Source organism: Streptomyces sp. NRRL F-5755 (genome assembly GCF_001279365.1).
Classification (GTDB): domain Bacteria; phylum Actinomycetota; class Actinomycetes; order Streptomycetales; family Streptomycetaceae; genus Streptomyces; species Streptomyces rimosus.
Genome location: NZ_LGCW01000020.1, coordinates 1 through 21,513, shown reverse-complemented (window position 1 = coordinate 21,513; position 21,513 = coordinate 1). Strand labels below are relative to the sequence as shown.

The 21,513-nt window shown below is 71.5% G+C and carries 18 protein-coding genes; 8 read left to right on the top strand and 10 right to left on the bottom strand.

Translation table 11 applies throughout. The annotated features are described in order from the left end of the window. Positions 1–242 precede the first annotated feature (242 nt). From ADK86_RS43670 to ADK86_RS04095, 5 genes are all read left to right on the top strand, one after another. Positions 243–392 (top strand): hypothetical protein, encoded by a 150-nt coding sequence (locus ADK86_RS43670; protein WP_234345696.1) that lies wholly within the window; start codon positions 243–245, stop codon positions 390–392. Positions 393–732: 340 nt separating this feature from the next. After that, positions 733–1,227, top strand: coding sequence for a hypothetical protein (locus ADK86_RS44185; RefSeq protein ID WP_234345695.1), 495 nt, complete (start codon positions 733–735; stop codon positions 1,225–1,227). 106 nt (positions 1,228–1,333) lie between these two features. Continuing rightward, entirely contained in the window at positions 1,334–2,272 is a 939-nt protein-coding gene (locus tag ADK86_RS44180) for a hypothetical protein (RefSeq protein WP_234345694.1), read from the top strand. Positions 2,273–2,414: 142 nt separating this feature from the next. Then, entirely contained in the window at positions 2,415–2,678 is a 264-nt protein-coding gene (locus ADK86_RS04100) for a hypothetical protein (protein ID WP_053695328.1), read from the top strand. Positions 2,679–2,808: 130 nt separating this feature from the next. Then, complete coding sequence (locus ADK86_RS04095; RefSeq protein WP_159393772.1) at positions 2,809–4,656, top strand: hypothetical protein; 1,848 nt, start codon at positions 2,809–2,811, stop codon at positions 4,654–4,656. A gap of 155 nt (positions 4,657–4,811) precedes the next feature. Here the strand turns inward: ADK86_RS04095 and ADK86_RS04090 are convergent, their stop codons facing one another. Beyond that, a complete protein-coding gene (locus tag ADK86_RS04090; RefSeq protein WP_234345693.1) occupies positions 4,812–7,202 on the bottom strand; it encodes a UvrD-helicase domain-containing protein in 2,391 nt (796 codons plus the stop codon). A 527-nt stretch (positions 7,203–7,729) separates the two neighbouring features. Here ADK86_RS04090 and ADK86_RS04085 point away from each other — a divergent pair. Both ADK86_RS04085 and ADK86_RS04080 read left to right on the top strand, forming a co-directional pair. Further along, a complete protein-coding gene (locus tag ADK86_RS04085; protein WP_159393771.1) occupies positions 7,730–8,908 on the top strand; it encodes a hypothetical protein in 1,179 nt (392 codons plus the stop codon). Positions 8,909–8,981: 73 nt separating this feature from the next. Continuing rightward, positions 8,982–9,497, top strand: a complete 516-nt coding sequence (locus ADK86_RS04080) for a hypothetical protein (RefSeq protein ID WP_053695324.1) — start codon at positions 8,982–8,984, stop codon at positions 9,495–9,497. A gap of 120 nt (positions 9,498–9,617) precedes the next feature. On the opposite strand, the gene ADK86_RS04075 is transcribed toward ADK86_RS04080, so the two are convergent. After that, on the bottom strand, positions 9,618–9,908 hold the full coding sequence (locus ADK86_RS04075) for a hypothetical protein (RefSeq protein ID WP_053695323.1): 291 nt from the start codon (positions 9,906–9,908) through the stop codon (positions 9,618–9,620). A 200-nt stretch (positions 9,909–10,108) separates the two neighbouring features. Between ADK86_RS04075 and ADK86_RS04070 the strand changes: the two genes are divergently transcribed. Then, complete coding sequence (locus ADK86_RS04070) at positions 10,109–10,354, top strand: hypothetical protein (RefSeq protein ID WP_053695322.1); 246 nt, start codon at positions 10,109–10,111, stop codon at positions 10,352–10,354. Positions 10,355–10,462: 108 nt separating this feature from the next. Here the strand turns inward: ADK86_RS04070 and ADK86_RS04065 are convergent, their stop codons facing one another. From ADK86_RS04065 to ADK86_RS04030, 8 genes are all read right to left on the bottom strand, one after another. Continuing rightward, positions 10,463–11,140: a hypothetical protein gene (locus ADK86_RS04065; RefSeq protein ID WP_053695321.1), complete on the bottom strand. Its 678-nt coding sequence runs from the start codon at positions 11,138–11,140 to the stop codon at positions 10,463–10,465. Between the two features lie 44 nt (positions 11,141–11,184). Then, positions 11,185–12,336, bottom strand: a complete 1,152-nt coding sequence (locus ADK86_RS04060) for a hypothetical protein (protein WP_053695320.1) — start codon at positions 12,334–12,336, stop codon at positions 11,185–11,187. Continuing rightward, positions 12,333–14,555 carry a hypothetical protein gene (locus tag ADK86_RS44175; RefSeq protein ID WP_234345692.1) on the bottom strand — a complete coding sequence of 741 codons (2,223 nt, stop codon included), beginning with the start codon at positions 14,553–14,555 and terminating at the stop codon, positions 12,333–12,335. Before ADK86_RS44175 ends, ADK86_RS04060 begins: the two co-directional genes overlap by 4 nt. Positions 14,556–14,638: 83 nt before the next feature. Continuing rightward, on the bottom strand, positions 14,639–15,469 hold the full coding sequence (locus ADK86_RS04045) for an ATP-binding protein (RefSeq protein ID WP_053695319.1): 831 nt from the start codon (positions 15,467–15,469) through the stop codon (positions 14,639–14,641). Then, positions 15,463–16,266 (bottom strand): ATP-binding protein, encoded by an 804-nt coding sequence (locus ADK86_RS04040; protein WP_053695318.1) that lies wholly within the window; start codon positions 16,264–16,266, stop codon positions 15,463–15,465. The genes ADK86_RS04045 and ADK86_RS04040 overlap by 7 nt, the downstream gene beginning before the upstream one ends. Then, positions 16,263–17,306: a Mu transposase C-terminal domain-containing protein gene (locus tag ADK86_RS04035; RefSeq protein ID WP_234345691.1), complete on the bottom strand. Its 1,044-nt coding sequence runs from the start codon at positions 17,304–17,306 to the stop codon at positions 16,263–16,265. Before ADK86_RS04035 ends, ADK86_RS04040 begins: the two co-directional genes overlap by 4 nt. Continuing rightward, complete coding sequence (locus tag ADK86_RS44170; protein WP_234345690.1) at positions 17,307–17,813, bottom strand: hypothetical protein; 507 nt, start codon at positions 17,811–17,813, stop codon at positions 17,307–17,309. It lies immediately after the preceding gene. 933 nt (positions 17,814–18,746) lie between these two features. Next, entirely contained in the window at positions 18,747–20,834 is a 2,088-nt protein-coding gene (locus ADK86_RS04030) for a hypothetical protein (protein ID WP_053695317.1), read from the bottom strand. Between the last annotated feature and the right edge of the window lie 679 nt (positions 20,835–21,513).

Genomic DNA, 21,513 nt, shown 5'->3' with positions numbered 1-21,513 from the left:
CCATTTATTTAACCCGATCGAATATCGCTGGAGGGGGTTGAAATGCGTGAAGGCCGCCCGACAGATGCCGGACGGCCTTCACGAAGTCTGAACCCTGGGCGTGTGGCCTGCCCCCTGCCGGGGCCACCAGGGACGAGTCCAAGGTCTTCCCGGTCAGCGTACCCGTACAGCGCACCCAAGCGCAGGGCGATGCGGCGACATGAGCGCCACTCCGACCGAGCCGGTTCCGTAAGGTGGCGCCCATGCTGGAGACCGGCGCCCTGGAACTGCAGGAACTGCGAGCCCTGGCCGCCTACCGCACCCGCCAGGCCCGCGGCGAGGAGGCCGGCGTCCCGCATGACGAGGCGTACCGCCGCGTGTTCGGCGAGAGCAGGACGCGGGGTACGAAGTGATCAGGGGTCCGGGTCTCTTCTCCGCACGGACGTCATTCGCGCGCGCTCACTCGCGGGCGGCCAGGCCGTGCGCCCGGAACAGGGCGAAGGCCTCATGCGGCAAAGGCTCACACCAGCCGCTGGGACTGTCGGCGAGCGGCGCGAGGCCGACTGGGGCCAGGTGAAATGCCCGTTCCTCTCGGGCTGATCGGCCCGCGTCCCCGATGATGGAGACCGCCCCGGGACAACGGATCAAGGGAGTACGCATGGCGGTGGAGGCCGGCACACGGCAGGAGGAGCGCGTCGCGGGACGGGTATGGACAGTGCGCCTGGACCCTCACGGCCGCCCGTCCGCCGGCGCGTGAAACTCTCCTGCTCCCACCCGGCCTGCGCCGAGCAGCGCGTCCACGGCGGCGCCACTGCGGGGCGCAAGGCCGCGATCGGCCACGTCAACACACACCTGGCCCGCATCCGCGCGGGCGGCGGGCCGCGCGGCGCGGCATGGTGCGCCTGCCGCGCCGCCGACTGCGCGTGGCACACCCCCGATCCCACTGCCGTACGGCGGGGCGGGGCGAACCCGTCGGCGGGTGCGGTGCAGTGCGGCGGCCCGGTGGTCCTGACGGTGTACGCGGACCGTGCCGGAAGGCTGTGGCGGATCGCGGAGATGTGCGCGCGATGCGCGGCCGCCATCTCCGACTGCCGTGTCCTGGACACCGCCCCGCCCCTGTCCCGCGCCGCCCCGGCCGGGGCAGGTCAGGCATTGGGCAAGCCGGACAGGAAGCCGGGGCCCGCAGGCGGCACGGTGGGCGAGGGCGCGGCGGCGGTGTTCTCCGACCACGCCCCCCCTCGCCGCTGACGCGACTTCGGCTGCCGGGCCGGCTGTGCTCCCCCGCGCCCGCACCGGCTCACCGGCCCCAGCGTCCCGGCGGGCGAAGCAGTGGGGGAAGATCGCGCAGCGGACCGTGCCGCACGACCTCGAGCCTGACGTCCTGCGCCTGGAACTCATCGAACTCGGGGACGCGTTCCGCGCCTACCAGCAGCGCCCCGAACCCGACCTCGCCCTGCTGGCCCATCTCCACGAGCGCAAGGCCCGCGCGTTCGCCCTGTGGGCCGACGTGAGCGGCGACGGCTCCCTGCGCCACGAAGCCAAGCGCGCCGACAAGGCGGCGCAGACCACCCGCGAGATGCAGGCCAACCGCGGCGGCCAGGTGGCCGGCGACACGGCGAGCGGGAACGAGCCGGTGGTGGAGCGGCTGCTGACCCGGCAACAGGCCTTGCACGCCCGCACCGTGCTGGACTACGTCGCCGCCCACGCCCCGTACCCGGAAGCCGAGGTGCGCCTGGCGGTGCTCATGCTCACCCTGCGGGCCGCGCGCGCCGGCACCGGGAACATCACGGGCCAGGACCTCACCGGCTGGCTCCAAGACGATGCCGAACGGGTGCTGCAGCAACTGGTCGCGACCGGCTGGCTGCGCCTACCCGGCACCGTTGACGAGGTGATGGCCTCCCGGTCCGAGGACCCCACCGCCGTTCCCACGTTGCTGCCGGAACAGCCCCGGCCGTTCGGCTTCGGCAAGACCACCCGCGCGAGGATCTCCGGCTGGGCCCAGAAAGTCGTGGGCGACCGGAAGATCCGCAAAAAGAAACTGGGCGCTACCGCCCGGCTCCTGGCCCTGTACACCGCCGCCCACACCCGCCCCGACGGACGCCTCGGACATGCAGAGGACGGCGGGCTGGACCTGAACCAGGCCGCGGCGTTCTGCACCCTGCCCCCCAAAGAGGTCGCCGAGCACGGCGAACTGCTGGTCGCCGCCGACTGGCTCACCGAAGCAGACACCGCTGGGGGACGGCTGCGCGGACAGCTCGCCGAGCGCATCCTGCCGCTGTCAGGGCTGCTGTGACACGCCCCGCCCACCGGGCCGGCGGCCTCGCGTACCGCCACCCCGGGTGCGTGCACGGAGCAGCGGCATCGGGGCCGTCCGGCGCGCATGGGATCTGCTCAGGCCGGTGACTATCAAACGCCCCGCATCGGAGGTATGACCTATGCCCGGACCGGATCTACCGCCGGCGACCGCGCCGATGACCGTGGAGGCGCTGATGGGGCGGTGGCCGACAGGGGCCGAGAAGGTGGAACTCATCCACGGAGTGGTGGTCTTCGCCGGCCATTTCGACGAACGGGACCTCGATGCGGCCCGGCGCACCTATCCCGGCCGCCGCCCCGTCATCAACGCCGACGGCGACCTGGAGATCCATCCAGCCGGTCCCGGCCGACCCGCCCCGCTCCTGGGCGATCCGCACCACCGCTGAGTCGCCCCGTCGTCCCAGTGGCCGATCGCACCGTGGCAGACAACCGGCCAGGTGCGCTCCGGGGCCGTCACCCATACGGCTGAGGGTCGTTTCCGGTGTGGACCAACACATCGGATGCCAAGGAGGCCCAGTGGGCCCGTCGTTTGTGATCGAGCGGCTCGAATTCCAGCGGGGCGACGTCTGGTACGCCCGCTACTTCAGAGGCCTGGTGACCTTCCTCGTGGGCCACTCCAAGGCCGGAAAGTCCACCGCGCTGGAAGCGCTGCTCTACCCGCTGGGGCTTCTCACGGCAACCGTCATGCCGGAGGTCCGCGGCTGCCAGCAGGTCCGGCTGGTCTTCCGGGTTGCCGGAACCCGCTGGCAGGCCACCCGCAGCGGATCGAACCCGCGGGCACGGGTGTCCTTGAAGAACCTCGACGACACCGGCGAGATCGAGCATCTGCTGCCGGTCACGAGCGCGAAGGCCGGAGAAATGACGGCCGGCGCCTTCGTCCAGGACCTGCTCGGCCTGCCCCAAGCGGCCCGCGGGGCCACGCGTGTCGCTCTGGACGACTTCTACGGCACCGTCATGGCGTTGCGGCAGAACACGATCGCCTCCGAGTTCCTCGGCGGAGGGAAGGACGAGGCGAGGGTCCTCGCCCTGGAGGTGCTCCTGGGCCTGTGGAACGAGGATCTCGCCGGGCTGGAGAAGAACGCTTCGGAAGCCGCGTCCCGGTACCGGGCGGCAAGGTCTGCTCTGGCGGCGTTCAAGAAGCTGCGGGATAGCGGCGCTCTGGCCGATCCGGCCAGCGTCCGCGCCGCGTACGAGCAGAAACAGCGCGAGCACCGCGCGGCAGCGCAGCGGTGGCAGAAGGCCGACGCGGCACTGAAGGTCGCCGTCGGGGAGCGCGGGCGGCTCGTCGCCCTGCACCAGGCGGCCGAAGCCCAGCGCAGGAAGAGTGCGAAGCAGGCTGTCGCTGCCCACGCCAAGGTGAACGGCGCCACCGCCGATCACGCGCGCGCCGAAGGCGAACTCGCCGCCCTGCTGGGGCCCACGCCGCAGGACTGCGCCTGCTGTGGACAGCCCCTCCCCGACCGGGAGCCGGGCCTGTGCCGCCAATGCGGTCAGCCACACGACGGCATGGAAGACCGGCGCGAGCAGCAGATCGCCGCGGCCCGTGCGAAGGTGGACCGGCTCCTGCTCAGACTGCGGAGCCTTCAGGAGGCATCGGCTGCCGCCGCCGACCAGGCCGCCGAGGCGGATACGGCGGCCGCGGCCGCCCTCACCGCCCGCGACGCCTACGACGAGGCGCATCTCCAGCCCGCCCGCAAGGCCGCGCAACAGGCCGAGAAGGAGGCCCACGGCCTGAGCCGCGACGTCGCCCAACTCAAGGAGCGCCTGGAGTCGGCCGACTACATCAGCGCCCAGGAGCAGGTCATCCGGGCGGCCAAGGAACAGATGGACGCGGCACAGGCCGCCCGGGACGCCGCGATCACCGCCCACGAAGTACGCCGCAAGGAAGTCACCGGCCGCTGGTCGGAGTTCTTCCTTGCCCGGCTGAAGCAGGTCAACCCCGAAGTCGAAACCGCCCACATCGACCCCGCTGACTTCACCACCCGCGTCAAGGAGCGGCACACAGCCGACAAGACCTTCGCCGAGAGCTCGGTCGCCGGAAGCCCCAAGGTGGCGACCAACGTCGCGCTGCTGCTGGCCCTGCGCGATCTCGGCCGCGTCGACCGCGGCGTCCGAGTGCCGCCGCTGATGATCATCGACTCACCGCTGGCCGGCCTCGGAGCACAGGGCCTGGACCACGCCACCGGCCTGCGCCTGATCGACACGCTCATCGACATCGCCGACGACCCCTCCCCCGACGGCTACGCCTGCCAGATCATCGCCGCCACCAACGATCCCCTCCCCCGCCCCTATCCCGGCGTGCGAGAAATCCGCATCGACACCGACAACCGGTTCTTCGACCACGCCCCGCGCCGCGACAACTGACTGCCTGCGCCCTGCACGTTCGCACAAGAGCCCAGGGCGGCCAGCACCCGTCGCCACGCCCGGACGGCCGACGCCATCAGCGGCCTCCAGCCGGCCTTTCAACTGGTACCAGGCTTCGCCCACGTGACCGGGTGCCGGAGCAGCCCGCCGTGGCTTCAGCGGCGGGCTGCCTCGTGCAGGTGCCGGCGCAGCTGTGCGCGCAGTTGCGATAGAGAAGCGCCCGCGCCGAGCCGACACAGGAAGTCGGCGGCGTCCCAGGTGATCAGGCCGCCCTGGCGGGAGAGGTACAGGCCCACCTGGTCGATGCCGAACTGGTCGTCGTAGTCCAGCAGGAGGTATCCGGCGAGCTGATAGATCTCCTCGCGGCCCAGGCGGCGGGGGTCCTTGGTGGCCTTGCAGTCCAACAGGAGACCGCCGAGGATGTAGTCGGCGTCGGCGCCGCCGATGTCGCCGCTGCCGGCGAAGACCGGACCGCACACGCGGGCCCTTTGCGGCAGGGCCCGGAAGGCGGCGAACGGACCCTCGGCGAGCCGCATCTGCTGGTCGATGTCGGTCACGACGTAGCCGGAGACGGCGGCGGTGAGGTCGTCCAGGGTCGTGGCGGGGGTGGCAGTGGTGAACATGCTGAAGCGGCGGATCTCACCGGTGCGGGCGATGTCCTCGAAGAAGCCGGCAACGAAGCACAGCCGGATGAGCGCGTTCTCGTCCAGGCTGCCGGGGTCGGCGAGGTAGGTGTCGACGGTGGCCAGCAGCTCCCGGCCCGCGGTGTGCAGGGCCTTGCGGGCCCCACGCGCCGGTGCGCCGCACAGCGGTCCGGTCTCGTCAAGGAGCATGACACCGGCGCAGGCGGCCAGTCCGAGCCGCCCGCCGAGGCTGAGGCGCAGGCGGTAGTCGATGGCGTGCCCGAGGGCCGACCAGTTCGGGTACTGCACGTCGATCGGCTGAACCGGGTGAGGGAGGCCGGCGATGCGCGCCTGATAGTCGCGCACCAGGTTCTGGCTGTATGGGAGGTGGGCGGCCATGAACTGCGAGATCGGTGAGGAGTCGTATTTCAGCTGCCCGGTCAGACTGAGCTCGATCATCGGCCGTCCTGCCACCGTGCCGTCCCGGCCGGCGTCGGCCATGGTCTTTTCGTACTCGTCGATCCAGGCGATGCCCTCGGTGTCCAGCAGGTGGCGGGCGCGGGTGACCGCGACGTAGATCAGGCGGGCCTCGCTCGCGTTCAGTGCGCGCTGCAGACCGTGGTCGTCCACCGACGGGGCCATGAAGCCCTTGCCGATGCGTACCGACGGCCACTCCCGTCCCTTGGCCTTGTGCGCGGTGGAGACGGTGACCTGCGCCTTCTCCTCCAGGGAGAGGCGGTCCACCGCGGCGATGATCTGGTCGGGGCCGTAGGTGTCGACCAGTTGCACGATCGCTTTGAGGTCCTGGCCGGCCTTGTCCTGCTCGGCGTACTCCTGCACCTCGCCCCAGGAGGAGAACAAGAACAGCTCCGGGTGGCTGGTGCGCTGCCCGGCTTTGAGCTCGAGGGCGGCCCTGGCGATGCGCTGCAGCGCGCTGCCTCCGCCGGTCAGCGCCACCAGGATGCCGAGCTCCAGGTAGGACAGGACCTCGCTCATCGCGTCCACGTTGCCCCGGCACAGCACCGCCTCGGGCTGCGCCACCTCACCCACGCGGGAGCCGGGTCCGTGGCCGGTCAGCTGTATCTCCGACTCGGCGTGCCCCAGCCACCGGTTGGCCACCTCGGCGATGGCCGGGCCGAAGCGGAAGGACTGGGTCAGGCGCAGCTGCTCGGCCGGGAAGCCGGTCATCACATCGCGCGCGTTGCGCCAGCCGTAGATCTGCTGGGCAGGGTCCCCGACGCACACCCGCTGCGCGTCCTGGGCGAGGAAGACCTCCTCCAGCACCGGGTTGGTGTCCTGGGCCTCGTCCAGCAGGACGAAGTCCGCCCCGAGCTGCGGGGAGGTCATCGCCCACAGCTTCATGTAGTGGTCGTGCTCGAACCGCAGCCGGCCCGTGAGCGAGCAGATGTCCTCCCACGCACGATGCGCGTAGGGCAGCAGGGTGCGGGCGAGATAGTCCTGGCCAGGGCCGTCGAGTCCGTTGACCGGCTCCATATGGCGGGCCATGACCTGCCGGTCGGTGGTGTAGCAGAACTTGCGGACCATGCCCATCACCAGACGCGCGGCGTGAGTCACCTTGATCTGGCGGGAGCCCACGTCAAGGTCACGGGTGATGCCGAGCAGGCGGGCGGTGTGCTTGGCGGGGATCCTCGCCGAGGCGTCCAGACGCTCACGGTAGTGGTGGCCGACAGCCCTGAAGGCCAGGGAGTGCGCGGTACGGCACTCGACGTTCGGCCCGAAGCGTGCGCGGGCGTCGTCGGCGATCGCCCGGTTGAACGCCACGTACAGCCCACGTTTGCGGGTCGCGGCGCCCATCAGGATCAGCGTGGACGTCTTGCCCGTCCCCGCCCCGGCGACCAACGCCAGATCCCGGCCGGAGGCGAACACCTCACGGGCAGCCTGCTGCTCCTTCGTCGGCTCCATGGCCATGAATTCCTCTCTGGGAAGCGCGGCTTCATGTACCGCAACCCCAGAGGCTTCAACATCCGATGACCAACCGTCAATACAGTCATACGTTCGGTAGCCATTTCCGGCCGACCCCGGGCGGAGTCTGCAGGGCTGCACCGCGAGCCTGTGTGCTGCCGGTTTCCGCTCCCCGGCCCTCCTGGCGATCCACCCGCGTCGACGCAATCAAGACGACGAACTTCTCTGAATTGGGCAGGAGTTGTCAGTCCCGGTTTCTATGCTGCCGCAGGTTGGGGAAGCGGTCGGCACCGCGCTGGCGCCCGGCCGTGTGATCAGATGGGAGGTGCGGGGTGCCGACGTGTACCCGCCGGGCCAAGTCGACCCGGCGCTTATGCCGACGCGAGGCCGCCGAGTGGCCCCGCTACGACGATCTCCCCGCCCCCGTGGTGGCGTGCGCCAGCCACCTCACGTCGGCGGAATGGGCTGCCTGCCAGGAGGCCCGCGCCCGGGCGAACGCCGAGTGGTCCGCCCGCCGGACAGCGGAGGTGGCCGCACGCGAAGAGCAGGGCGAACAGGCGCAGCCGGCCCCGGCCGTGGCGCGCTATGTCCCGCGGCCGTGCACCGGCCAGTGCGTCTCCCAGAAACGTGCCTGGGGCCGCGACGCCGACAGCGCCTCCAGCCTGTGCGCGACCTGCGACGGCTACGTGTGCCTGGCCTGCGGCAAGGCCGAAGTCGACGGCATCTTCGACTTCTGTGGCCGGTGCGCGGCGTTCGAATCGGAGATCGACCAGGAGCCGGACGCGGTCTGGGACGATGAGATCGACACCGGGCCCGACCCGCGCATGCGGCTGACCGCGATGGTGAGCCAACTCGTCGCGGCCACCGGCACCACACACCGCGACGTCAACGCCCGCATCAACCGGACCATCGGGGTACACACCCGCGTCGGAGCCGACGAGCAGGTGATCCGCCGCGCCGCCTGGGCCGCCCGCGACTGGCTCGACCACCTCCTCCCAAGCCCTCAGGCGGACACCCCCGCCCCACCCGACGTGCCCGATCCCGGCGCAAGGACGGTGACCGCCGAGCACGCCGAGCCCTCTGCACAGGTGGAACGCGCTGCGATCCCGGGCGGCCGGGTACTACGGTCAGCGCCCATGGACACCCCCGCACCACACCCCGCCGACGACGCCGCGGGCGAGCACGCCGAACTGACCGTGACCGTCCGCCTGACCGGCCAGAGCGCCAGGCGCCTGCGCCGCGCGGCCGAGATCCAGCAGCGTCCCATCGAGGACGTCGCGGCCGAGTGCATCAGCGACGACGTGCACCGGGACGTGCACGAGGCGCTGTACAGCGGCAGCGACGCGTACGCGGCCACCCTCGACAGCCTCGCCCAGCGCCTCGCACTCATCGTCCGCGAACTGGGCGCCCTGCCCTCTGGCGCCGCCGCACACGTGATCGCCCAGGCAGCTGCCGAGAAACACGGGCCCCTGCCCGAAGAATGGCACCAGCGCATGCTCGAACAGCTCACCGAGATGTGGACCGGCCGCACCACCGAGTTCGGCGCACGTCCCGACGGCTCCGTCGGCCCGCTGGAGGACATCAAGGTCCACGCGATGGTCACCCCCGCGCAGTGGGACGCCCTGGCCCACATCGGCGCACCCGGCAGCATCGCACTGGGCACCCAAAAGGCCCTCGAAGCCGGGATCACCGCCCTCGACCGATAGCCGGGTCGCTCGGGTCGGCCGCGCCCCGGGCGGGGGCTAGCATGGCGCGCTCCCCCACGAGAAGAAGGAGCCGATGCAGCCCGAACACTGCCCCTTCCACCACCGCGAGGACACCTGTGCGGCCACCGCCCGGCTGCTGGTCCAAGCCGGCCTGCTCGACCCCGCACCGCACGCGCCCGCCGCCGGCGGGACGACGGTGCACGCTTCCCCGGTCCCGCCGCGTCCCGTCACGCTCGCGCTGATCGCTGAGCACGTCAACGCCTGGGGCCGCGTCGTCATCGACCCCACCCTCCCGCACGCCGACGTGACCACGCTGGAGGAACGGTCCCTGCGCTACACCCTGCAGGCCCTGTGGGAAGCCGCCGGTGAGGCCACCCGAGGCAGCATCCGCTCCACAGACGGCGCCGCGGCCGAATGGTGGAGCGTGAACTGCGCGCTGCAGGAAGCCCAGGCCGCCGCGCACCGCACCACCCTGACCCGCACGGGCGACGGCACCCAGGCAGACCTGTGGTGGTACATCGCCCTGCTCCACCTCGGCCACGCCCGCACCCTGTGGAAGGACCGCATCGGCCACACGCTGCCGCAGTAACGGAACGCCGCCCGATGCGCCGGGCTGACGGCGAAGCCAGGAATCACAGAGCTTCGTCGTCAGCACGATCCGGTAGGCGCCCCCGGCCGCTTCCCGGGCTGCAGCACGCCGCCGTGCGGCTCACGCGCCCGCAGCGGCCAAAGCGGCACGTCCTTCGCCGGTGGGCTCGACCAGGTCGCCGCGGCTGCCGTCGGCCGGCACCACGACACGGACCAGGCCCCGCTTCCACAGACTGATCGAGACCCCGTGCCACGCCATCTGCCGCTCGGTCCACGCCTCATGGCCGGGATGAATCTCATCCATGCCGGGCTCGGCCGGATTCAGCACCGGGAAGTACTCGGACATCCACACCGGCCTGCCAGCCTGCACAACCAGCTTCAACAGCTCGCGTTCATCGTTGCTCAACACCATCCGCGTAGGCTACGACAGCCTCACGGCCGTCCGTTCGCTGCGCTCCGACCTGCCCCCTACCGGGCCCGCGGCGTACGGGTCGCGGCCGAGCTCGACACACGCGCCCGAATCTTCCCCACCAGCCGCTGGCCGGCAGCAGCCCGTCGGCCAACCTCTGCAGCGCGGGCGACAACAACCCGCCTCGACGAACGGAACCGGCAGTGACCGACACGTGGAACGGCGAACCGCTGGCAGACGCCAAGAGCATGAACGAGGACATCCACTACCGGGTCCACGATGCCGACAGCGGAGCGCTGCTGGGATTCGGCACGGGCCGCGGTGGTGCGCTGGGAGCCGTGGTGGCCCACTGCCGGCGTGTGGAAGACGCCCACCCCGGCCGCCATCTGGTCATCCGCGCCTACGACGGTCCGGCGGGGCCGGCCTTCGACCGCCCGGCCGGACCGTAACGCTTTCACCGCCGCCGCCGGAGTGCGGCCACCGCGAGCCCCCATACCCGTCGCTCTACAGCCCTGCCCGTCACGGCCGACGACCGAGCGGGGCGGGGCTGCTGCTGCTCAGGTGGTCATGAGGCGGTGGTAGTCCTCGACCTGCTTTGCCAGGTCGTCTTCGGGGATGCCGCTGAAGGCGCTCATCTGGGCGTAGGACAGGCCGGCCCTGAGTCCGACCAGCGCGAACTCGTGCAGGGCCTGGTTGATCCGGGCCCTGGCATTGCCGAGGGAGACCATGCCGAGCTCGACACCATCGGCGGCCGGCAGCGTCCCTTCGATCTTCAGCTCGGCCAGGTCGCGCACCGCACTGGTGATCAGGTAGGTGACGAAGCTCGGCATGTCGGAGGGGACATTGCCCGCCCAGGCCAGCTCGTGTGTTTCCGGTGAGGTGTCGGAAGCGTGCTGGAGGCGGCGATGGGTGATGTACTCCCACACCCACCGGTAGGACAGCGGAAGTCTGCTGGTGCGAAGGCTCAGCTCCTCATACAGCTCGAAGGCCGAGCGGCGTTCGGCAGGCTCCTTGGCCTGGTCTTCGGCCAGCAGCGCATCCAGAAGCTGACGGGCCTCGCCCAGTTGCTCCTCGTCGGCCGGGAGGGAATGCGGCAGGGGCAGCACGGTCGAGATCGCCTCCATGACCGTCTGGCGGGGCACGCCGTGCCGGGCGGCCAGGGAGCTGGGCAGCCTGTCGCCCGCGCGGTGGTCGCGGCGGATCGCGTCGAAGAGCTCTGTCTCTGGCTCGGCCATCGTCTACTCCCTTGTGTCAGCAGGTGGTTGGGTTCATGCACGTCTCATGCTGCCCGGCCGGGCGATGGTCTGCCGCCGGCGCTGCCGCGCGCGGCGGCTGGCCGCCTGGAACGCGAGGTGGGCGCGGCAGGGTGCCGCTTCGTGCCCGGCGCTTGGTGCTCGTGCAGGCCGCAGGCGTGGGCTGCTTCGGTCACAGCCGCGTGGTCGAAGGACCTGAGGTGGGGCGTGGAAGTGGTGTCCGCGCGCCCCTCCAGCTGCCCGAAGTGGCGGGCTGCCTCGAGCAAGTCCACTGCCCAGGACGGTGTCCGCATCTCCCGGCCACGGCCCGTTCGGGCCGTGGGGCCGGTCTGGGCGGCGAAGACCCGCACCGCCAGCGCCGCGGCGTGGACGGGATGGGCGATGCGCGCATGGAGCCGGTGCGCGAGGAGCACGGTCGGCTCGTCGGGATCGGGCGGGAAGCGGCCGGCGGCTGGCAGCGGGAGCACTGTACGGCCCAGGCGGCGGGCTGCTGCCTCGATCACGCCGCGGCCGGGCGTACGGCGGGTGGGCAGCAGGAAGCACGGCTCGCCCTCGTCGAGCGGGAACTGCCCGTTTGCCTCCCACCACGCGAACCGGTCGGCGGCCGGTGGTGGAGCCGGTGCAGGAGCGGCCACGGCGCGGCGGGCCGCGGCCAGGGTGTGCAGCGCTTCGTGCGGGAGCACGGCCAGCGCGGCGGCCAGGACGGGCGGGAGGGGGCCATGGCACAGCAGAGTCAGCCGTATTTTGGTGAGCTCGGCCAGGGCGAAAAGGTACTCGAAGTGCCGGGAGCTGATGCGATGGGCCCGGGTGACGATGACGTGACCGATACGCAAGGCCAAGATCCAGGCGGCGACCGCGCGCCAGGTGGTCTCGGTGTTGCCACTCCAGTAGGTGCTTTCCTCGCTGCCGGCCGGCGGGAGATGTTTGCCCAGGCTGCGCAGCAGGTCGTGGGCCAGGGAGGCAGGAGCGCTCGCCACCGGGGTGGAGTGGATGGTGATGCGGCCGGTCGCGGGGGTGTGGGCGGCCAGCGCGGCGGCCATGAAGGCGTAGTCGTCGTCTGGGTCGTGCACCACGGTGAGCGGGGGCAGGCCGGGGCGGGTGTGGCCGGGTGACCATGTGGGCTTCCACGCTCCGGTGGTGGTCTCGGACACGGCGGCCGTACGCGGAGGCGGCATCATCGCACTCCGGGTGGTGGCGGCGTGGCAGCGGCGGGCACTGACGCGGAGCCGCCGGCGGGATCTGCGTCGGCCGCGGCGGCGGGGCGGTGGCCCAGGGCTGGGTGGCTGGCGGGGCCGGCGGCGTCCATGAGGGGGTGGGCGGCCATGCCGAGGGCGAACAGCACGTCGGGGTGGGGGGCGGGCTGTTCCCCGGAGGGAGCAAGCAGGCGCCGGTTGGCCAGGCGGGGGGTCTGCTCGGCGGGCAGGTCGGGGGTGAGGCCGCGGGCGGTGTGGTGCAGCAGACGGGTGAGGGCGGCGGCCTCGCCGGGGGCGAGGGAGGCTGCGGTGTGGCCGGTGTTATGCAGGTTCTGCCGCTGCTTGGGGTCAAGCAGGTCGGGCGCGCAGGTCAGGTGGATGGTGGTGTCGGTGTGGACGAGCCGGTGGGGGCTGCTGGGCTGCTCGAGGTGTGCGGCCAGGGCGGTGGCGGCGCGCTTGAGACGGTGCGGGGTCCATTCCAGGGCGGAGGCCAGGTCGTCGGGGTGGATGCGGTCGGCTTCGAGCAGGGCGGCGTGCAGCACTGTGGCGTGGTCGGCCGCCTCCGGGGCGGGACGGCGGTTCGGTGCGGGCTGGCGCAGGAGGGATTCCGCGGAGGTGTTCAGGGCGCGGGCGAGGATGAACAGGGCCGCGGCGGGGAGGGTGCGCGGGGTGAGGTGGCTGTCCCAGTCGGCGGTGGGGATGCCGGTCAGCGCGGTCAGGTCCTCGTCGGTGAGTCGACACTCCGCGGCGCGTGTCCGCCAGAACTTCAGGTCGAACGCGACCGCGGACGTGTCGCCGGGCAGCGGGAGTTGGTCGGTCACGGGCGTAACTCCCCAAGGCGCGGCAGGACGTCGGAGGCGGGCGGGGTGGTGGTGTGCAGGGTGCCAGCAGTGGGCGGCGGTATGCCAGTCATCCCCTGAATGGGGGTGGGCCAGGGCTGGGATCGGGAGGCCGACGTCGGCGATGAGGGCCTCGAAGCGTGGCGTGGTGCCGAAGCAGTTCGCGAACAAGCCGTGGCCCGCGGCGGTGCGCGGGGTGCGGCGGCGGAATTCCACGGCCACGCGCAGCAGGAGGCGGGCGCGGGGCGGGACGGCGTACATGTGCCGGGGGCCGGGAGGTTCGCCGATGTGGATCCGCGAGTCGCGGTCGATGGCCACGGTGGTACCGGCCTCGCCGACGCTCGCGATCTGGGTCATCGACAGCAGCGACGTGTCGGTGCCGGTAAACAGCAGGGCTGCGATGGCGGCGGCGCGCAGCGGGTTGGGCAGGCGCACGGTGATCGTGTGCACGACGCGCGGGGTGATCGGCACGGTGGTGATGCCCGGCCCCGCGCGGCTGGTGAGATCGTCCGGCACGTTGAGCAGCACCGAGCGGGACAGGAAGCCGGCCTGCGCGCCGCGCACGCGCGCCACCGTGTGCTGCGGGCTGGGACTTGAGACGGCCAAGCTGGACAGGAACAGCCGCACAGCCTCGGTCTCTTGCAGATTCCAGGGGGTGGGCGCGGCCGGGTCGGCGGCGGGTTCGATGCCGCCGACGGCGGATGCCTGGAGTGACAGGGTGCGGGCCAGCCAGGTGCGGGCGGCGGCGTAACCGGCGCGGTACTGGGCGTCGGTGTGGGCGAAGTCGGTGGGGTTCTGACGGCGCCAGCAGTCCGCGCGGAACGAGGCCACCCCGCTACGGGGCACCGTCGGCAGCGGGTAGGCGTGATCGCGCGGCGGCGGGCCGATGCGCCGGCCGGTGGCGGCCGGGCCGATCGCGCCCAGGACGGCGGCCGTGCCGCGTACGGTCACCACATCGGTCACCCCGGCGGCTGTGAGCTGTTCACGCAGGCGCTGCTCATCGGCCTGCTCCGGGATGTGGGCCAGGAGGGTCAGGCGGATGCCGGTGTCCGCGCGCCAGGCGGCCAGGCGGCGCAGCCGCTCGGTGGTGAGACGGTGGGCGCGCAGCACGATCGCCTCGTGCACGTCGGTGGCCAGGGTCCAGCAGGTCACCGCCCGCCAGGCCGGGTCGGTGGACATCCGCTCGGCCTCCGGGCGGGCGAAGGTGTCGCGGCCCATGGCGCGCAGCACATCCAGCGCGAGGTAGGCCGGGCTGGTGGTATGCGGGGTGGGATCGACGGTGATCCGCCCGCGGGCGGGATCGGCCCACTGGTAGGCGGCCCGGTGCACTGCCTGATCGTCGTCGCCGTCCAGCAGCAGCCTCACCGGCCCCGCCCCCGGGGCCGCCGACGACGGTGGTGCGGCCGGCGGTGGCGTAGAGGCAGGGACGGAAGAAAGCGTGGCTGCGGTCATGGGCGCCGCCCGCCGTCGACCCGGTCGGCCACGGCCTCGAGCATGCCCCCATCGGGCTTGCTCGCTCCGGTGGCGGCCAGAGCCCGCTGAGTGTGAACGGTCAGCACGGCCCAGCGGCGCAGAGCGCCGTCGGCGATACGGGCATCCAGCGCCTTGAGGTCGTCGGGCGCGACGCTCTGCCACACAGGGTGCAAGGCAGCAACCGCCTTCGGGACCTGGTCGCGGGTGAGCGGCCAGATGTAGGGCCAGCCGGCGGTGCGGGTGGCGAGCATCCGCTGGGCACGCAGCCGCCGCTCGCCGTGCGTCTCGGCGATGAGCACCACGCACGGCCCGCCCGGAGTGTCGTCGTGCAGGAAACGCAGGTACTCGAAGCTGGACGCCGACAGCCGGTGAGCGTCCTCCACCACGACGATGTGCGGCTTGAGGGCGAGGGCGCGCCGGATCCAGGCGTCGGCGGCCCCCGGGTCGGCGGGCGGTTCGCCCCGGAGCTTCAGTGCCTTATAGAGGCAGGCGCGCAGGTCCGCCGGCGTGGGCTGGGCCCGGAGATACAGCGGCAACAGCAACAGCTCACCGAGACGGCGGGCGGCGGTGTGGACGGCAAAGGTCTTGCCGACCCCGGCATCGCCCAGCACGCACACAAAGCGGCCCTGGGCGTAGGCGTCGGCGAGCGCATCACCGACGGCGAGCATGCCCGGGGTAAGCAGGGTGCGTAGCCCCGCGGTCTGGTGATAGTGCAGGGGTGGGGCGGCGTCGTCCAGGACGGCGAAGGGCTTGGCTGCGTCGGCCGCGTCCCAGACGGCCGACGACGGGAGCGAAGTGGTCAGCACCGCTTCAGGGCCCAGTCCACGACGCGGTCGTCGACCTTGTCGGCCTTGAAGTGCTCCATGCCCTTGATCACGTGCTTGGTGACCTTCGCCCACTCACGGAAGGAGCCGAGCGCGTACTGGGTGTCGATGCGCTTCAGCAGCGCCTCCTGCGCGCCCTTCCACACCGGGTGGGAGTCGGGCACGGTCCTGAGGACCTCGTCCTCGGTCATCGCCAGGATCTCCAGGCGGATGTAGATCCGCGAGGCCAGCGCCGGGTCGCTCTGCAGCGTTTCGTACGCCTCCCGGCCGCCGACGAACAAGATGGCGGGCTTGGGGTCGCAGTTGTCCCACAGCTTGCGCAGGAACTCGAAGTTCTCCCGCCGGTACTGCTGGGCCTCGTCACACACGATCACATACGGGCGCCGGGGGAGGGTCTCGCGCAGCAGCTTGTCGAACGCGGTCGGCGTACCAGGCATCTTGCAGCTGAGGTTCATCTGATGAAACAGCTCCTCGCGCAGATCCTTCGGCCCCGGGCGGGAACGGGCGAAATCCAGCGGGAGGATCAGATCCGGATTCATCTCCTGGATCGTGGCCCGGGTACCGAAGCTCTTGCCGAGCCCCGCATCGCCGTAGACCACCGACATGGCCCGCGATTCCACGGTGTCGACGACGGTGTCCTTGATCTGCAGCAGCGTGTCGGTGGCGACCAGCGAGGAGTCCTCAAGGCCGAGGAAGAACTGCGGGCGCAGATCCGGACGGCGCGGCGCACCCGACTCGGGCGGCTGGGACGGCGCGGCGGTAGTGGCGGTGGTGGTCATGCGTCCTCCGAAGACGGATCGGCGGGGGCGTTGGCCTGGCCGGGGCGTACCCAGCCGGCCGGGACGGGGGTCAAGGGCTGATACGGCTCCGCGCGCCGCCGAGGCGCGGCAGGCGCTCGCTGGCTGGTGCCCGCGAGCTCGGCGAGCGCCTCCTCTTTGGTCATGCGGGTGGCCTGGGCGGGCAGTTGGGGTTCGGTAGCCGGCAGGTAGCGGTCGCGTCTGCGCTCACCGGAGCGCTGCAGGGCCCGGCGCAGGTCAGCGCTGTGCTCCCGGCGGCCGGCAAGGACCTTGGCGCGCAGTTCCTCGCTGGCCTCATCGCTGAGGAAGGCGCGGCCGATGTAGCGGTTGCCGCGGTAGGTGTACAGGTCGATCTCGTGGCTGTGGTGCGGCATCCACCGCACCCGCACCTGGGTCCCGATCCGGCCGACACCGTTCTCCGGCATGTAGCAGCGGCCCGCGAACTCCACCCCGTGACTGGTGATCTTCCTCGGCCGGTGGTCGCTCTCCAGCATGAACGCGCGCAGCTCGGCCGGGGTGGGCTCGGGACGGATCTCGGTGGGGTCGGCCAGCCACGCCTCAAGCGGCGTCACCCCGGTGCGCTTCACCACGTGCTGGGTGTTGTGCTCGGTGACCCACTCCCCCAGGCGCTCCACGAACGCCTCGAAGGTCAACGGCGGATCGGTGTCGCCGACGCGGCGGCGGTGATCGAGCAGGGGCGCCTTGGTGTAGCGGGGCAGGTCGGCGAAGAAGCGGGTCATGCTGGTGCGGTTCAGCCGCTCGATACCGCCTTTGTGGCGGGCACTGCGCACTCGGTGCACCGGCACCCCCAGCAGGCCGAAGGCCCGCCGGACGGTCTTGGACAGGAAGTCGGCGCCGCCGTCGACCCGTACCAGGTGTGGCAGTCCCCCGGCCGGCCCATAAGGATCCTCCCGCAGGACCGACGCCCGCACCGCCGCCAGGACCGAGCCGCGGTGCGCGGAGCCGGCAGTGACCGCCCAGCCCATCACGTAGCCGGTACCGCGGTCCTCGAACCACGTCACCTACACCTTCGACAGCTTCTTGTCGGGCATCATCACGACGAGCGGAGCCTGCTTGTGGTCCCCTTCCCACACCTGGTTCCGGGCCACCGCCGGCCGCTGGAAGGCGGGGTCGAAGCCGCGGGCGGCCGGAATACCCTCCCTCAGGCCCGCCATGAAACCGGGGTCGAGGTCACGGGCGATGGCATCGTGCAGCGTGGTCAGACCGATCGGCTTCTGACCCGCCGCCTTGGCGGCGCGCACCAGGTGCTCGTGAGCGCGTCTGACGTTGCCCTGGTGGTCGGCGAGGACTTCGATGATCTCGTCGGTGATGCGGAACCGCTTGCGTTCGGGCTTCTCCGTGCTGCCGGTCTCCTCGGCGCGGGCCAGCCAGCGCCACACCTGCCGCACGCTCACATCCAGCGAATCGGCGACCAGCCGCACATGCGCGGTCGTCAACTCCCCCGCCCCACGCAAGTACAGCAGCTGCCGGACCACCGCAGGCCGCAACTCGTCCCGATGCCGCCCCAAGCCCTCCTCCGCAGCCTATGAGGCGCCGTCCAGCGGCGTCACCGGCGACCACAGCCGTAAGGCGGGCGGGCGGATAACGGCACAGCGATCACGTACAGCTCCAACAACGAACAACGCTTGCATACAGGCCAGTTCAGCCAGACGCATGTGTGTGACGTGCGTCTGATGCGAGGCTACGAGGAGCGCAGGGGCATCCCGCCCAGCCACTCACCCGGGTGGGTGACAGCACAACATTCCCACCAGTTCGACGGACGCACGTGCTAACGCCTCTCGGGACCGCCAGCCACGGGAATCTTGGCCATCCACGCCCTGTGACACCCGCCAAGAACCATCGGATACTGAAAGGCCCAAGCAGGGTGCTAGCGGTAGTTCTTGCTGAGCTCTTGAGAGAGTTCAGCGAGTTCGCCCAGCGGGCTGAGTCGCGGAACGGTCTGCGGATGGGCAGCCCATCCTTGAGGAAGTCCAGGTGGACTACGGGGTCAGGGGTAACACCTCGCTGGTCTCCTGCGGCAGCGGAAGTCCGGGACCTCCCGGTGGCCCTGCCCGCTAGATCACCGCCGACGCCGGCCGCCCTGGAAGGAGATCTTGCTGGCGAGGCACAGCAGCACCGGGGCAAGCTGTCGGATCGCAGCCAGCCGGCCCTTCTGCACCGTAGCGACACCGCCGCCGTCAAGGCGTGCTGCCGGTCAGGCGGCCCGCACCTCCGGTACGCAGTGCTCGACGAGGACGCCGCCGTGTGGGTCATCGAGAAGGGATAGGGCCAAAACGCCAGACGGAGACAGGGATCACCCCGTTCGCTGTGCGTTCCTCTCTCAAACAAGCGGCCGGGAGGCGCGAAGAGTTGGCCGCGCGGCCGTCAGGCCAAGTCAAGGATCTGCGGGTCGGCGCGGGGCGGGTCAGGACCGCGCAGGTCCCGACCCCGCCTCGCGCTGGTCATGCCTCGCGGTTACCGAGGGCCAGGAGCAGCTCGGGGAGCTCCCGCAGATGCGGCAGCAGCGCGGTCACCTGCAGCGCCGCCTGCTGGGCGCGGGCCTCGGGCAGGGGCTGGTCGATGTGGGCTGCCCTCGCATGTGCCCGCATCTGGGCGACGATGCCCGGCAGCAGCTTCACCCCTTCCTCCAGCGAGGTGAGGATCTCATTGAGCTCCCGGCGCAGGCGCTTGACCGCCTGGGTGTCGCTCTCCGGCGGCGCCGCGGCCGCGCCGGGGGTGGGCTGCCCGGGGCTGACGCGGGGGGCGGTGGCGGCGGTCTTGGGGAAGGACCGGTTGAACCAGGCCCGGGTAGCAACCTGCTCGAGGCGGGTGCCGGACTCATCGACCTGGAGCGGATCGCGGTCACCCTCGTCCATGGCCAGGGCTAGCTCCCGCAGCAGGGCCACGGCACGGACCGGGTCGTTGCGCATCGCCGCGATGGCGTTGTTGACGCCGCGGCGGATCCGCAGCGACTCCTCGCCGTCGACTGTCTGGTCGGTCGCGCTGTCTCCACGCTGCGCGCCGACCGAGCCGCGGTCGGCGTCGATGAGGTCGAACGCGGCCAGCCAGTGCGGGGCGCGGTAGGCCAGCAGTTCCTCGAACGCCTCCGGGTCGGTGTCGGCGCAGGCGAGCAGGTCCGGCAGGGTCCGCCTCGTCAGCGGCACCTCCACCTCGGTGACTCCGTCCTTGGCCAGCGCGACCGGGAGAGCGTCGGCGACGCGCGGGTTCCACGGCTCCGGGTAGCTCTCGGAGGTAAGCGCCGACCAGGCGCGCAGCCGCCGGTTGACGTGGGCGCGCAGGAGCGTGGAGGGCGCGGGCTCGCTGAGGGCAGCCCGGATCAGCGGGCGGCGCGCGTCGTCCTCCGCGGGGAAGAACTCCGCCAGCAGGCGCATAGAGCGCCAGTCCCGCTGGACGGAGACGGAGGCGTCGCCGGGCCCCTCGGGCAGGCGGTCGATGGGCTGGGTGCCGGCCAGGACGTCGGCGACCATCTCGGGGAGGATGCCCGCGGCGCTGTAGGAGCCGAGGATGCTGCGGCCCAGCGAGCGGCTGCGGTCATTGGGACGGAACTCCAGCGGCGGGTGGACGTGGTCGCGGCGGTTACTGCTCTGGACGATCCGGTACAGGCGCTCGGGGGTGGGGCTGCCGATCACGAGGTGGGCCTGGACGACAGCCACCTTGGCGGCGCGCACGGCGGTGGCGTCCGTGTTGTTGGCCTGGAGGGCCTCGCGGTAGGCGGTGTTGAGGTGCTGCGCGTAGCGGTGCACCCAGAACGAGGGATTGGTGGCGACGTCAGCGCCGTCCTTGCCGAGCTTGGCCATCGGCACGCCGGCGACAACCTCGGCGGAGGTCAGGCCGAGCAGGGTCTGGCGGGCGCGGGTGCGGTTGTTGCCGCGGACGGCAGGCCAGGCCCAGTAGGCGGCGGGGCGCTGCGCGCCGTCGTCGTCGACGGAGGCCTCGTCCAGGACCAGCTGCTGGGCAATGTACATGCACGGCTCCATCTGGCCGTTCAGCACGAGGTCCTCGAGCAGGTCGTAGGGGCGGTGACCGTCGCGGCCGAGGAGTTCGTTGCCGGAGCGCTCGATCGTCTCGATCAGGCCGGACAGGGTCCGGAACTCGCTGCGCAGCGCACTGAAGGTGCGCTCGGTGCCGTCGGCGGTCACCGCGGTCCAGGCGCGGACGGCGGGCAGCAGGGGCTTGTCGCCGCGGGCGGGGTCGGCCGGCGAACGGAACGCGGTGCTGATGCGCTCGTTGTGCCACCAGGTGGTGCCGGCGACGCCCATCAGGCGGACGCTGACGGCCAGGGCGGTGCCAGCGTCGGTGCGGATCGGGACCAGTACATCGTCGCGCAGCCGCTCGGGCTTGTCCTGAGCGCGCGGGGAGTACAGCAGCGACTTGGGCTGGTCGACAAACGGGGCAATCTGCTCGAGCGCCGCGCGGGGGACGTTGACACCCTCGGTAGCGAGGACGCCGTCCACGAAGCGGCGCTGCCACTCGGCGGTGGCGGGCAGGGGGAACGGAGCGACGTTGATGTTGGTGCCGTCGGGATCCACAGGGAGCCTTCCCTAAGGGGTTGCGGCGCAGCCCCGGGACACAGGGTCGAGGGGCGGAGCCGTGCCGGTTCGCCGGCGGCCGGGCAGCCTGCCGGGAAGTGGGCCTCCAGCTCCGCACGGGAAGGTCTGGGTGCCGTCATGCCAGGGCGCGGTCCGCCAGAGTGGCGGCAAGGCGGGCAGGACCGCCCTCCGCAGCATCCTTGCGTGCAGCAACGGCCCCGGCCCGGACCCACGGGGAAGCGGGCTGCGGGGTGGGGTCGTGGTCTGGGCTCTCCGGAAGAACTCCGGCACGAGGTGCACGAGGATGCGCCGCGGTACGGGCGCGCTCCGCATCAACAGATAGCAGACACACGTGTACGAGCACCAACCCGAATCCGAGCGCTTGACACAAGCAACTTGCCTGTGTTTAAGGAGCGTTGACGGTCAGCGTGAACCGCGCCGCCAAGCCGACGCGCCCCGCACGTCCCCGGACAACTCCGAGTCCCCAAGCGCCAAGATCACAAAACGAAGGAGACACGGCGAACACGACACCAGCCGATACGACTTCATGTCACCGCGACATCCGGCGAGATGTCACCACGATCAACCTGACCAACCAGCCCTGAACAGCACCGATACACCTACACGTCAGTGACACCAGAATCCGAACATCCCCGTGACAGGTTCACCGAACCTCACA

Bases quoted from the DNA above. Each gene is read 5' to 3' on its own strand.
- ADK86_RS43670 (WP_234345696.1), top strand. From the start codon at position 243: ATGCTGGAGACCGGCGCCCTGGAACTGCAGGAACTGCGAGCCCTGGCC.
- ADK86_RS04100 (WP_053695328.1), top strand. From the start codon at position 2,415: ATGCCCGGACCGGATCTACCGCCGGCGACCGCGCCGATGACCGTGGAG.
- ADK86_RS04090 (WP_234345693.1), bottom strand. From the start codon at position 7,202: ATGGAGCCGACGAAGGAGCAGCAGGCTGCCCGTGAGGTGTTCGCCTCC.
- ADK86_RS04080 (WP_053695324.1), top strand. From the start codon at position 8,982: ATGCAGCCCGAACACTGCCCCTTCCACCACCGCGAGGACACCTGTGCG.
- ADK86_RS04075 (WP_053695323.1), bottom strand. From the start codon at position 9,908: ATGGTGTTGAGCAACGATGAACGCGAGCTGTTGAAGCTGGTTGTGCAG.
- ADK86_RS04065 (WP_053695321.1), bottom strand. From the start codon at position 11,140: ATGGCCGAGCCAGAGACAGAGCTCTTCGACGCGATCCGCCGCGACCAC.
- ADK86_RS04060 (WP_053695320.1), bottom strand. From the start codon at position 12,336: ATGATGCCGCCTCCGCGTACGGCCGCCGTGTCCGAGACCACCACCGGA.
- ADK86_RS04040 (WP_053695318.1), bottom strand. From the start codon at position 16,266: ATGACCACCACCGCCACTACCGCCGCGCCGTCCCAGCCGCCCGAGTCG.